This is a genomic window from Brachymonas denitrificans (genome assembly GCF_907163135.1).
Lineage (GTDB): Bacteria > Pseudomonadota > Gammaproteobacteria > Burkholderiales > Burkholderiaceae_C > Brachymonas > Brachymonas denitrificans_A.
In genome coordinates this window covers 494,819-507,111 of sequence record NZ_CAJQUA010000001.1, presented here as the reverse complement: position 1 = coordinate 507,111, position 12,293 = coordinate 494,819, and the positions used below count along the sequence as shown (strand labels likewise).

Annotated in this window: 8 protein-coding genes and 2 tRNA genes; 3 read left to right on the top strand and 7 right to left on the bottom strand. The window is 66.2% G+C overall.

Translation table 11 applies throughout. The features are described 5' to 3' along the window. Positions 1 to 67 precede the first annotated feature (67 nt). Entirely contained in the window at positions 68 to 1,747 is a 1,680-nt protein-coding gene (locus tag KKQ75_RS02365) for an NAD(P)H-hydrate epimerase (RefSeq protein ID WP_213359912.1), read from the top strand. An 18-nt stretch (positions 1,748 to 1,765) separates the two neighbouring features. Here the strand turns inward: KKQ75_RS02365 and rnr are convergent, their stop codons facing one another. Next, the gene (gene rnr, locus KKQ75_RS02360; protein WP_213362638.1) at positions 1,766 to 4,159 is read right to left on the bottom strand and encodes a ribonuclease R; all 2,394 of its coding nucleotides are present in this window, start codon (positions 4,157 to 4,159) and stop codon (positions 1,766 to 1,768) included. 22 nt (positions 4,160 to 4,181) lie between these two features. On the opposite strand from rnr, the gene KKQ75_RS02355 reads away from it, so the two are divergent. Next, positions 4,182 to 4,266: transfer RNA gene (locus KKQ75_RS02355), tRNA-Leu, on the top strand. A gap of 161 nt (positions 4,267 to 4,427) precedes the next feature. Beyond that, a tRNA-Leu gene (locus KKQ75_RS02350) sits at positions 4,428 to 4,512 on the top strand. Between the two features lie 81 nt (positions 4,513 to 4,593). On the opposite strand, the gene KKQ75_RS02345 is transcribed toward KKQ75_RS02350, so the two are convergent. The 6 genes from KKQ75_RS02345 to KKQ75_RS02320 form a co-directional block, all read right to left on the bottom strand. Continuing rightward, entirely contained in the window at positions 4,594 to 6,030 is a 1,437-nt protein-coding gene (locus KKQ75_RS02345) for an ATP-binding protein (protein WP_213359910.1), read from the bottom strand. Between the two features lie 2 nt (positions 6,031 to 6,032). Continuing rightward, positions 6,033 to 6,707 (bottom strand): response regulator, encoded by a 675-nt coding sequence (locus KKQ75_RS02340; RefSeq protein WP_213359909.1) that lies wholly within the window; start codon positions 6,705 to 6,707, stop codon positions 6,033 to 6,035. Between the two features lie 24 nt (positions 6,708 to 6,731). Continuing rightward, a complete protein-coding gene (locus tag KKQ75_RS02335; protein WP_213359906.1) occupies positions 6,732 to 7,496 on the bottom strand; it encodes a cytochrome b/b6 domain-containing protein in 765 nt (254 codons plus the stop codon). A gap of 14 nt (positions 7,497 to 7,510) precedes the next feature. Further along, positions 7,511 to 8,083: a diheme cytochrome c gene (locus tag KKQ75_RS02330; protein WP_250130974.1), complete on the bottom strand. Its 573-nt coding sequence runs from the start codon at positions 8,081 to 8,083 to the stop codon at positions 7,511 to 7,513. A 23-nt stretch (positions 8,084 to 8,106) separates the two neighbouring features. Further along, the gene (locus tag KKQ75_RS02325) at positions 8,107 to 8,520 is read right to left on the bottom strand and encodes a DUF1924 domain-containing protein (RefSeq protein WP_213359899.1); all 414 of its coding nucleotides are present in this window, start codon (positions 8,518 to 8,520) and stop codon (positions 8,107 to 8,109) included. Positions 8,521 to 8,681: 161 nt separating this feature from the next. Beyond that, positions 8,682 to 11,888, bottom strand: coding sequence for a DUF349 domain-containing protein (locus KKQ75_RS02320; protein ID WP_213359895.1), 3,207 nt, complete (start codon positions 11,886 to 11,888; stop codon positions 8,682 to 8,684). Positions 11,889 to 12,293: the final 405 nt, after the last annotated feature.

Here is a 12,293-nt window from a genome sequence, read left to right as displayed (position 1 = left end):
AGGGCATGGCAGGGCGCCATGTGCAAAGCCGCGAAATTATAGCACGCCCATACACAGCCGGATAGTCATGACAGGCAGCCCCACCCTCTCCTTCCCGCCAGCGCGCCTGCATCTGTCGGCGCGCGGCCACACCCTGCCCTTGCACGATGTTGCCGCAACACGCCGTGTGGAACAGCGGCATATGACGCTGCTGCCTCCTCATGCGCTGATGCAGCGGGCCGGCCTCGCTGTGGCGCGGGTGGCGCTGGCGGTTGCGCCGCATGCCCGCACGATCTGGATTGCCTGCGGGCCGGGCAACAACGGCGGCGACGGACTGCAGGCCGGTGCCTGGCTGCAGGCGCAGGGCAAGCAGGTGCTGGTGACCCTGCTGCAGCAGCCGGATGCCCTGCCGGACGATGCGCGCGCCGCATACAGGGATGCCGTGGCGGCCGGCGTGCGCTTCGTGGACCGGGCGCCTGCCTTGCTGGCCCAGGATCTGTGCATCGACGCCCTGCTCGGCATCGGCGCCAGCCGGGCGCCGAGCGCTGCGATGCAAACCTGCATAGCCGCGATGCGGCGTGCGCCTTGCCGGACACTGGCGGTGGATATTCCCACCGGCCTGCATGCCGAAACCGGCCACTGGCTGGATGGTGGCAGCGCGGAGCAATGCGTGCATGCCGACCATACCGTGACCCTGCTGACGCTGAAACCGGGGCTGTTTACCGGACACGGGCGGGATGCGAGCGGGGTGTTGTGGTTTGACGGGCTGGGAACAGCGCCGGTGAATGCGCCGCACGCTGCGGAAGCCACGGCCTGGCTGTATGGCGCGCAGTTGTCTGCTGAAGAAGCTCCGGCGCCGATTCCTGAAGCGCCGCATGCCAGCCACAAGGGCAGCTTTGGCGATGTCTGCATCGTGGGCGGCGCGGCCGGCATGACGGGCGCTGCCTGGCTGGCGGGCAGTGCAGCCCTCCATTCGGGCGCGGGGCGTGTCTATGTGGGGCATCTGGGTTCGGAAGCTGGCTACGGCTGGCCGGAACTGATGCCGCGGCAGCTGCCGGATGTGTCTGCTCTGGAACGCTTGCCACGGGCTACCGCAACCACGGCTTGTGGCTGCGGCGGAGGCGCTGCCATTGCGGAGTTTCTGCCCGCCCTGCTGGAGCAGTGTCCGCGGCTGGTGATCGATGCCGACGGCCTCAATGCGCTGGCCGCAGATTCCAGCCTGCAGGCGCAATTGCGCAGACGCGCCGGCCGGCAGCAATGGACGGTACTGACGCCTCATCCTCTGGAAGCCGCCCGGCTGCTGGGCATTCGGGCACAGGAAGTGCAGGCCAATCGCATGGCTGCCGCTGGCGAACTGGCTGAACGTTTCCAGTGCGTGGTGGTGCTGAAGGGCTCGGGCACCCTCTGCGCCGCACCGGCAGTGAGCGCTGCCCCCTCCCATGGCAGTTCCACCTGCTTCATGGAAATGGCGGAACTGGTTGATCCGATGGCGTCCGCCCCGCTGCCGACGCTGCATTACGCCGGCAATGCGCGGCTGGCGACGGCAGGCACTGGCGATGTGCTGGCGGGATGCCTGGCGGCTTGCTGGGCGCAACTGCACCAGGCCAGCGAGGACGTGGTCGGCACAGCACTGGCGCAGCGCGCCGCCAATGTCGCTGTGCATCTGCATGGCTGGCAAGCCAATGCCTGGCAAGACGAAACCACGCTGACCGCCTCGGCACTGGCTGCCAGGCTGCCGCGCTACGCAGGCACCAGCCGCGAAGCCTGAAGCCAGCGGCCAGGCCGCTCAGGCCTTGCGTCGCTTCGAGGGCTTGGCCGCTGCGCTGCGCGAGGCGCCGTCGGCGCGCGCTCCGCTCGCCGGACGCGAAGCCGTCCGGCCACGCGCCTGTCGACGTGCTTCCTGCACCGGGGAAGCTGACCGGGTACTGCGTGTCGTGCGCTTGCGCGGTTGCCAGACGGTTTCCTCTTCAACCCCGGTGCCGGCCGCTTCCACGGCACCCGCCTCGTCGTCCTCCGGAGATTTCGCGGCCTCGGCGCTGCGCTTGGCATTGCGCTTGCGCTGCGTGGCGGTTTCGCCCGTCAGCGCGCCTTCGCCAGCGCGCACCAGGCGGAAGTCGATACGGCGGCCATCCAGGTCGACGCGAATCACCTGCACCTGCACGCGGCTGCCCAGGGCAAAGCGCACCCCGGTGCGTTCGCCGCGCAACTCCTGGCGCGCCTCGTCGAACTTGAAGTAGTCGCCTCCCAGTTCGGTGATGTGCACCAGGCCCTCGACATACATCGCATCCAGCGTGACGAACAGGCCGAAGCTGGTGACGGTGCTGACCACGCCGCTGAATTCCTCGCCGAGGAAATCGCGCATGTACTTGCACTTGAGCCAGGCCTCGACGTCGCGGCTGGCTTCGTCGGCACGGCGCTCGTTGGCGCTGCAGTGCAGGCCGGCAGCTTCCCATGCCTGCACTTCGGCGCTGGCCTTGCGCGGTTTCTGCGTGGGCGCCTTCACGCGGGCGGCAGCCGTTTTTTCGAGGCGACGCGCCAGTTTGGCATGGGCCTCGCCCGGTGTCGGCAGGGCCGGCAGCACGTAGCGCTCGTTGTTCAGGATGGACTTGATGACGCGGTGCACCAGCAAGTCAGGGTAGCGGCGGATCGGGCTGGTGAAATGCGTGTAGGCGTCGAACGCCAGACCGAAGTGGCCGCTGTTTTCCGGCGTGTAGATGGCCTGCTGCATGCTGCGCAAGAGCATGGTGTGAATCTGCTCGGCGTCCGGGCGCTCCTTGGTGGCCTCGGCAATGGCGGCGAACTCGCGCGTTTCCGGCTCGTCGCTGATGCCCAGGGGCACGCCCATGGTACGCAGGTAGTTGCGCAGGGTTTCGACCTTCTCGGGCGTAGGCCCCTCGTGCACGCGGAACAGGCCGGCGCGCTTGTGCTCGCCAATGAAGTCGGCCGCACACACGTTGGCCGCCAGCATGCATTCCTCGATCAGCTTGTGCGCATCGTTGCGCACGCGCGGCACGATCTTCTCGATGCGGCCGTTCTCGTCGCAGACGATCTGTGTCTCGACCGTATCCAGATCGACGGCACCGCGGCGCTCGCGCGACTTGAGCAGTGCCTTGAACACGCCATGCAGGTTGAGCAGATCATCGACGCGATGCTTGAACTTGCGTGCTTCCAGCCCCTTGGTGTTGGACAGGATGGCCGCCACCTGTGTGTAGGTGAGGCGTGCGTGGCTGAACATCACCGCCGGATAGAACTGGTAGGCGTGCAGTTCGCCCTCTTCCGTGATCAGCATGTCGCAGACCATGCACAGCCGGTTGACTTCGGGGTTGAGCGAGCACAGGCCGTTGGACAGTTTCTCGGGCAGCATGGGAATCACGCGGCGCGGGAAATAGACGCTGGTGGCACGGTCGTAGGCGTCGATGTCGATGGCATTGCCGGTCTGCACATAGTGGCTGACGTCGGCAATGGCGACCAGCAGGCGCCAGCCCTTCTTCGCGGATTTCCCCCGGCCCGACAGCACGGCGGGCTCGCAATACACGGCATCGTCGAAGTCGCGCGCATCCTCGCCGTCGATGGTGACGAGCGGGATGTCGGTAAGGTCGACACGGCCCGGCAGGTCGCCCGGCTGCACCGTGCTGGGCAGCGCCTTGGCCTGTTGGAGGCAGGCATCGGAAAAGATGTGCGGTACGCCGTACTTGCGCACGGCGATCTCGATCTCCATGCCCGGGTCGTCAACCTCGCCCAGCACCTCCTTGACGCGGCCAACGGGCTGGCCATAGAGCGCGGGCGCCTCGGTCAATTCGACCACCACCACCTGGCCGGGGCCGGCAGTAGCGGTGGCATCCTTGGGAATCAGCACATCCTGGCCATAGCGCTTGTCTTCGGGCGCAACCAACCAGACGCCGTTTTCCTGCAGGAGACGCCCGATGATGGGCTGCTTGCTGCGCTCGATGATCTCCACCACGCGCCCTTCCGGGCGGCCACGGCGGTCGAGTCGCGCGATACGCACCTTGACGCGGTCCTTGTGCAGCACGGCGCGCATTTCGTTGGGCGGCAGATACACATCGGGCCGGCCGTCATCCGGAATCACGAAGCCGTGCCCGTCGCGGTGCCCCTGCACCACACCTTCAATTTCTTGGTCAAAATCTTTTTCTTGATTTTGTTTTTTTGCGGAATTCTTGATACAATCACCTTCTTCAGTTGATGCCCAGGTGGCGGAATTGGTAGACGCACTAGTTTCAGGTACTAGCGAGTAACATCGTGGAGGTTCGAGTCCTCTCCTGGGCACCATCAACAGAAGCAAATCATAGCCGCCATTGGGCGGTTTTTTGATGCCGCAGGGAATGTTTCGGGATCAAGTCCTTCTTCAGACAGATGGCACCGAAAAAATTTTCTGCAACAGGCACCAGATCAAAAAATTTGCTGTTATAGTTACGCCTTCTCTAGATGACGCCCAGGTGGCGGAATTGGTAGACGCACTAGTTTCAGGTACTAGCGAGTAACATCGTGGAGGTTCGAGTCCTCTCCTGGGCACCAGTCATCGAAGGAAACGCAATCAACCGCCCTTGAGGCGGTTTTTTGTTGCCTGTCCTTTTCTGTCCTTGGTAGATGGGCGGATCAACGGCTTTCGACGGTCACACGCAACCCGCCCAGGGTGTCGCTCCGCGCCAGGGTGATGTCGAGCCCGTGCCGCGCCGCAATGCGCCGCACGATGGACCAGCCCAGGCCGCTTCCGGTCTTGCCGGTGCCGAGCACGCGGAAGAAGCGTTCTCCGAGGCGTGCCATGTCTTCCTCGCTCATGCCGGGGCCGCTGTCTTCCACCACCCAGCGCATGCCGCTGCCGTCCGCTTGCTGCGTGAAGGCAACACGCACCGTGGCACCGTCGGGACTGTAACGCAAGGCGTTGTCCAGCAGGTTGCGCAGCAGCACGCCCGCGAGGGTCGGCGGCAAGCGGGCCGGCAGCTGGTCCGGCGCTTCGCACGCGATGGTCTGGCCGCGCGGATCGGCCTGCGTGTACTGCAGGTCCTGCACGACCTGACGCAGCGCAGGGAGGATATCCACCGATTCGGAAGCCGCTCCTGCGGCACGCTGGGCTGCATCGTCGGTGTCAGCTTCCAGCCGCGCCAGTTGCAGCAGTTGCTCGACCATGCGCGTGGCGCGGTCGCACCCCTGCAGCACGCCTTGCAGCGCCTGCTGGCGCTCGCCGGCATCCTGCGCGCCCGAGGCCACCTGGGCCATCATGCGGATGGCGGCAATCGGGGTGCGCAGCTCGTGCGCGGCATCGGCGGTGAAGCGGCGCTCGTTGTGCAGCATGTCGCCCACGCGCACGAACAGCTGGTTGAGGGAGTCGGTCAGCGGCTGGATTTCACGGGGTGCGCTGTCCAGCGCCAGCGGGGCATGGGACTGCGGCGGGCGCTGCGCGATCAGCTGGCCCACCTGGCGCAGGGGCCGCATCGCGGCACGCAAGGCCAGCCAGACCACCAGCGCCAGCACCGGAAACAGCAGCAACAGCGCGATCAGCAGGGTCCGCACGCTGGCGATGGCAATTTCATTGCGCACCTCGGCGTCTTCGGCCACCATCACGCGCACCTTGTCCTCGCCTTCCGCGGTGTAGACGCGCCAGGCACGCTGGCCCGTCCTGGTATCCGAATAGCCCAGCTCACCACTGCCCAGCGGCTGGCGCGGCGCGTGCGTGGACTGGGCAAGCAGTGTCCCCTCCTTCCAGACCTGGTAAACCGTATGGACGTGGTACTTGCGTTCGCCGCGTCCACGGCCGCGACGCGGACGCAGGTCGCGCTCCTCCAGTTCGTCGGGGTCGATCTCGTCCAGCGGCTGGGCGGCCAGCATCAGCGCTGTCTGCTCCAGATGGGCATCGAGCAATTCGTTGACTTCGTGCCGCGTGAGGTACCAGGTGGTTCCGATCACCAGCATCCAGACCATGGCCAGGGTCGCCAGGATGATGGTCAGCAGTCGCAGGTAGATAGAGTAGCTGCGCGCGGGCGCTGCTGCGCCGGCCGCCGGGGATGAACTGCTTCCCTGCCCTGCCAGACCCATGATCACTCTCCGCTGTGCACCACTTCAGGCAGCAGATAGCCCACGCCGCGCACGGTTTCGATCAGCTGGCTGCCGAGCTTGCGGCGCAGGTGGTAAATGTGCACCTCGACGGCATTGCTGGCTACCTCGGTGCCCCAGGCGTAGATTTTTTCCTCCAGTTGCTCGCGGCTCATGACGCGGCCGGCATTGCGCATCAGGGCGTGCAGCAGGTCGTATTCGCGCTGGGCAAGGTCGACCGGCACACCGGCCAGCGTCACCTTGTGCGCCATGGGATCGAGCACCACATCGCCCGCGCGCAACACGTTGTGTGCCTGTCCGCTCGAGCGGCGCACCAGCGCACGCAGGCGCGCGGCGAGTTCATGCAGGTCGACCGGCTTGACGACATAGTCATCGGCGCCGGTGTCCAGGCCCTGGATGCGCGACTGCACGGCATCGCGCGCCGTCAGCACCAGCACGGGTGTGGAGCGCCCCTGCTGGCGCAGGGCCTGCAGCACGTCCATGCCATCCATGCGCGGCAGGCCGAGGTCGAGTACGGCAGCTTCGTAGTCCACCGCCTGCAGCTCGCGCAGGGCAGCGCTGCCGTCGCGGACCCAGTCCACATGAAAGCCCTGCTGCTGCAGCCCGGCGCGCAGCGCAGTGCCCAGCAAATCGTCGTCTTCAGCCAGCAGGATGCGCATGATGTTTCCTTGCTCCTCGCTCAATCAGTCGTCGTGGTCGCCATTGTGCAGGGCACCGGCCTGCAGGGTTGCCGTCGTGCCGCCCTCGTTGCCGAGCGTGCTGCGGGCATCCTGCCAGTACCATCCGGCAAAGGCTACCATAGCTGCGCTGAACAGCAGCGCCAGCCAGGCCCGATTGTGCGGCACCAGATCCGGGCCGGCGCCACTCTGGCGGCCACCGATCATGGGGCGCGCCAGGTTCTGGCTGCGCAGCAGGCTGGCGGCCAGCAGCACGCCCAGATGCAGCAGGACGGCGAACAGCGCGAGGTTGCCGAGCAGTTCGTGCAGCTCACCCATCCATTCGCCTGTCAGTTCCTGATAGGTAATATAGCCACTCAGGCCGAGCCAAGGCAAGGCGGCAATCAACAGCACGATGGACAGGCTGATGCCCTGCGTCATGGCCTGGCGCAGTTGCGCGCCGGGTTGCGAGGTCCAGCCCTGCAGGCCGCGGGCCGAGAATTGCTCGCGCAGCCAGCGCAGCGAGGCGCCCATGCGGCGGCCCCAGATGGACAGGCCGACCGACTTCGGACCGAGCAGACCCCAGACGATGCGGAAACCCAGCGCCAGCAGCATGCTGTAGCCGGCGATGACGTGCCAGAGGCGCCAGCTTTCGCTGTCACCGGTGATGTAGGCCACGAGAAAGCTGCCTGCGATCCACCAGTGGGCGGCGCGCGTGGGGGCATCCTTGACGCGACGCGAGGGCGTGGCCGTCGCAGCCCCGGCGGGAAGTGTGGAAGCGGTTTGGGTCATGATGTTCTCCGGAATCAGCGCGGAATGCGCACGCTGTCTTCGTCATAGTTGCCCTTGTCGGCGCCGGTATGGCAGGCCATGCAGTTGGCCGCGCTGCCGATCTTGGGTCGCTTGAAGGTGGATGCAGGAATTTCGTCGTGCTCGTGCAAGAACCAGCGGGTGCGCGTAATGCGGTCTTCCGGCGGCGTGCTGCCGAGGCGGTTGCTGCTGCCGGCATTGGCCTGCAACCAGGTGGAAATGGTTTTTGCGGTGGCAGCGTCGATCGAGGCATCGGTGCCGTAATGCTTGTCGAGCGTGTTCATCATGCGTTGCCACGAAGCTGCCGGCAGAAAGCGCGGCTCGTAGGCCATGTGGCAGGAAGCGCATTCTGACTGGTAGGCCTTGGGCATGCCGACGCGTACGCTATTGGCAATGGGACGACGCTCGGATTCGCGGCGCTCGCTGCGCGGCGTTTCGCGCTCTTCGTGATCGTCGTCAGCCAGCACCTGGCTGCTGAACAGGGGCAAGGTAATGGCAGCACCCAGTGCGGCGATGCCGGCAATCCACCAGCGTTTGCGGCTGGACGATGATTGGGAAGTCGGTTTCATGGCGGTCTCCTTGAGGGGATGGATCAGCGACGCAGGCTGATGAGGTAGGCCATGACGTCAGCCTTTTCCTGCGCCGAGCATTCGCGCTTGAAGACGTCGTTGCAGTTGCGCTTGAACCACTTGTCGACCTTGGCGGTTTCGGTGAAACGGTCCGGCTGCACGGCGGGGGCCAGCGGAGCGATGTTCTTGCCGGTACTGGCATGGCGGCCGGCGGTGGTGGGCGGCGCGTTGTGGCAGGAGGCGCAACTCCACTCGCCACCATGCTTGCTGTTGAACAGCTGCTGGCCGCGTGCGGCCTGGCCGGGGCCGGACTGCGACTGCCAGCGCTGCAGTTGCTGCTGGGCCGTGGTGTCACCGGCGTGCACGGGGGCAGCCAGGATCAGGCCGCACAGGCCCGCCAGGGGCAGCAGGCGTTGCAGAAAGGATGATCGGGACATGGGAGGGCTCCAGGGTGTGTGCTTGAATGGTTCCCATGGTGCCTGCGGCATCTGAAAGCCGGCTTAAGAGACGATCAGGAAGGGCTAAGCCTCTCGCCGCGGCGAAAAAAATGCACCCGGCTTGCGGCTCGGGTGCATCGGACAGGCGTACTGCCAGGGGCTTACTTGCGCAGCAGCACCTTCAGCGCCTGTTGCAGGCGGCGCGCGCGGCCCGCATCGTGGCTGTCGGCCAGCACCTGGGCCACATCGCCGATCCAGGTCTCGGCGGGAGCCGGATCGTGGCGGCGCGTCAGCAGCTGCAGTTGCAGCGCGCGGCGGGCCGTGAGCTGGTCAGCCGGGGTGGGCACTTCGGCAGCCATTTCCAGGCGCAGCAGTGCCGTGTCGGAAGCGCCAGCCTTGGCAGGGGCACCCAGTGCAGCCACCCAGGTATTGCGCTGCGCGCCCGGCACGGCCTTGCCCAGTTCACTGGCGCTGGGCACGGCATCGGGCTGGCGTTTTTCCCAGGCACCCAGCAGCTGGGTGATGGTTTCGCCGTGGGCCTGTTCGGCCAGTTTGCGCAGGGCCATCTGGGCGTGGTCCAGCGCATCGCGCTGGGCACGGAAGGCGGCATCGCCCAGGCGCGGCGCGCGCGGGCCACGCTCGAAACGGTCGTCGAAGCGGCCACGCGGGCCATCACGGCGGTCGCCCGGACGGCCATCGCGACGGTCACGGCCGTCACGGCGATCTTCCTGGGGCTTGCCCTGGGCGCCGATGCGGGCCTGCGGACGGTCATCGCCACGCACGGCAATGGCCGGGCGGTGTTGCATGGCGCTGGCGGCGGGCGGGCGCGGTGCACCCTCTTCCGCCGGAGCGGCGTCGGTCGGAGCTTCCGCTGCCGGGGCGGGGGCTTCTTCCGCCTGTGCAGCCATTTCGGCAGCGGCTTCGCGCTGGCCCTTGATGGCTTCTTCCAGCGCGCGCATGGCTGCGTGGATGGCTTGAGCATCGCCCTTGGCGTTGGCGGCTTCCAGGGCCTTGGCGGCCTGCACCACGACCTGGTCGCGTTCGCTCAGGGCGGCCTGGGCATGCTCGCGCTGCTGGTGCTTGCGCTGGAAGGCCTCGTCCAGCGGCTTGCGGAAGGCATCCCACAACTTCTGTTCGTGCTTGCGCTCCAGCGGCACGCTCTGGGCTTCCTGCTGCCAACGCTGTTGCAGCGCCTTGATGGCATCGATGCGCAGGCTGGCGGCAGCGCCGAGTTCGCGTGCCTCGTCGATCATGGCCTGGCGCACCTGCGCGCTGGCTTTCTGCGCCGCATACAGATGGGCGCCAGCTTCGGCCATGGCGGCCTTCCAGCGCGGCTGCAGCTCGGCAAACACCTTTTCGCTCAGGTGGCCGGCCTCTCGCCAGCGGCGGGAGAAGCCGAGCAGGTCGCGATGGGCGGCCTTCCAGTCGGCCACGCCCTGCTGCACCTGCTGGGCATGCTGCTCGCCCCAGGTTTTGAGTTCGTCCATCAGGTGCAGGCGTGCTGCCTTCTGTTCGGCGGCATGCTCCTTCATGGAGGCCAGCCAGGCCTCAACGATGCGGTAGGCCTCGTTGCAGGCGGCATCAAAGCGCTTCCAGAGCACGTGGTTGGGCACCCCGCCCTGGTCGGTCTGCTTCCACTGCTCGCGCAGGTGGCGCAGGGTTTCCTGCAGCTTGCGCGGGCTGAGCTTGCTGGTCGGCATGGGACGCGGACCGGCGGGCTGGGCCTTGGCTGCGGATTTGGCTTTCAGTGTCCTTGCGGGGACAGCAGATTCAGGCTTGGTGGTTTCTGCCTGTTCTGTCTGGCCATCGGCTTCAGCGGCCGGCTCGACTGCATCCGTCGCTTCGGCAGCGGGAGCAGCCGGCGCGCCGGCAGCCTCGGTGCTCTCGGCAGACGCTGCAGGTGCTTCGCCTTCTGCCTCCTGAACGGGAGCCTGTTCGCCGGTTGCGACTGCTTCTGCAGCGTCAACAGTTTCTGCAGACACCACAGCTGCCTCGGGGGCAGCCTCTGCCGATTCTTCAGTCACAGGTGCTTCGATGGCTTCTGCTTGTGCCGCTGCGGGCACTTCTGCAGGCGCTGCCGGCTCCACAGGCGCGGCACTCGCTTCCGGCTTGCCGGTTTCTTCCTGCTTCGGAGCTTCCGCAGCCTTGTCTGCAGCCGCCTTCTCCACCGTCACCGTGCGTTCCGGGCGGTCGATCAGCGCCTCGGCCTGCTGTACCAGCTCTTGGCGGATCTGGTCGGCGCGCCAGCGCTGCCAGCCTTCCAGTTCGCCGGCAGAAGCCAGCACTGCATGTGCCTTTCCTTCCAGCTCGGCGCCAACCTGCTTGCGATGCTCCTTGAGGGCATTGCGCAACGCCTGCGCCGCAGCGACGCTGGCCTTGCTGTGGCCGCTCACCAACTCCTGCTCCAGAGCGGCGACAGCGGCCTGTACGGCAGCTTCGGCATCGGCACGGCGCTGGGCCTGGGCCGGGTCCTTGAGTGCTGCCGGTTCGCCCGCCGGCTCCGCAGCCTCGGCAGGCGCCACGTCCTCGCCACGCAGCACGCGCAGTTCGTCGGCCCATACAGGTACCGGAGGCAGCGGACGGGAAGCATCCTCGACAGCGGCACGGGTCTGGCCCAGCGCATCCTCGAAGGCACGCACCACCAGCTGCAATTGTTCAATTGCGCTTTCCAGTTGCGTCACATGCTTGGGATCGACGCTCTGCCAGGCGGCATCCTGCTGCAGCGCCTGCGCCTGCTCGCGCCAGTGCGCCACATCGGCATTCAGGCTGGCTTCGGCGGCATCGGCCTCCTTCCAGCTCTTGGTGGACAGCACCTCGATGCGCTGCGCCAGCAACACGGCGGCTTCGCGGTGCACCTGCACGCGGGTCTGCAGGTCCTCGATGGTCTTGATGCGCTCAGCCAGCTGCAGCTTGAGACTGGCCAGCGGCTCCTTGCTCAGCGGTGCGCCGGCCTTGGCAGCATCCCGCTGCCACGCCATGGCATCGGCAATATTGAGCTTGGCCGTCTGCAACAGTTGCTCGGCCTTGGTGCCCCACTCGGCTGCCAGCAGTTCCTGGCCCTTGCTGCGCTTGATTTCGTCCAGCTTCTCGCGCAGCGCCTTGGCCGCGCCCTTGTCGCGCGCGCTCAGTTCCTTGAAGACTTCCTGCATGTTGGCCAGCTCGGGCTCGGTGGCGAGCCAGGCACGCACGCGGGCGGCGCGCTCGCCCGACGTGGCGGCGGAGAACACGCCCCCGGTCAGGGCATCGAGCGGATGCGCGGACTGGCGGCCGGAAGTGGAGGAGGAAGCGCTGGCTTCCGGGCCCCCTGCGGGGGTGGAATCATTGGATTCGGCTTCGGGGCCGGCTCCAAATAGTGGAAAGCGGATCATGTCAGTAGTCGTTTGTGTCGTTCCGGAAATGGAAAATGCCGCGCACGACGGCATCGGGACTATTTTGCCCGGTTTTTCATGGTGTTGTCATCCGCCAACGCTCCGGAGCCGAAAGACAGACGCAGAAACCGGCACCCCGGAACACGTTGCGCGATACCAAACATTACATTTCTTGCAAGTTTTGCCTGCGGAACGTCTCACCAGAGGCAAACCGCATGGAAACAGGGCCCGACAACTCCCGCAACTGCGGCCCGAAACATGGGGAAAACCCGGCCAATCATGGCCATCCAGAGCGCCAAATCATTCCTGAAAGTAATAATGTTTGTGTTGTTAATGCTTGACCGGTAATTAGCGGCCTTTCTAGAATTCGCTGATTCTGCGCATTGCCTATTTTTTCATCGGCTT

Excerpts from the sequence above, each read along its gene's own strand:
- KKQ75_RS02330 (WP_250130974.1), bottom strand. The coding sequence starts at position 8,083 with ATGAAACCGACTTCCCAATCATCGTCCAGCCGCAAACGCTGGTGGATT.
- KKQ75_RS02345 (WP_213359910.1), bottom strand. The coding sequence starts at position 6,030 with ATGGGTCTGGCAGGGCAGGGAAGCAGTTCATCCCCGGCGGCCGGCGCA.
- KKQ75_RS02365 (WP_213359912.1), top strand. The coding sequence starts at position 68 with ATGACAGGCAGCCCCACCCTCTCCTTCCCGCCAGCGCGCCTGCATCTG.
- KKQ75_RS02325 (WP_213359899.1), bottom strand. The coding sequence starts at position 8,520 with ATGTCCCGATCATCCTTTCTGCAACGCCTGCTGCCCCTGGCGGGCCTG.
- KKQ75_RS02335 (WP_213359906.1), bottom strand. The coding sequence starts at position 7,496 with ATGACCCAAACCGCTTCCACACTTCCCGCCGGGGCTGCGACGGCCACG.
- KKQ75_RS02340 (WP_213359909.1), bottom strand. The coding sequence starts at position 6,707 with ATGCGCATCCTGCTGGCTGAAGACGACGATTTGCTGGGCACTGCGCTG.
- KKQ75_RS02320 (WP_213359895.1), bottom strand. The coding sequence starts at position 11,888 with ATGATCCGCTTTCCACTATTTGGAGCCGGCCCCGAAGCCGAATCCAAT.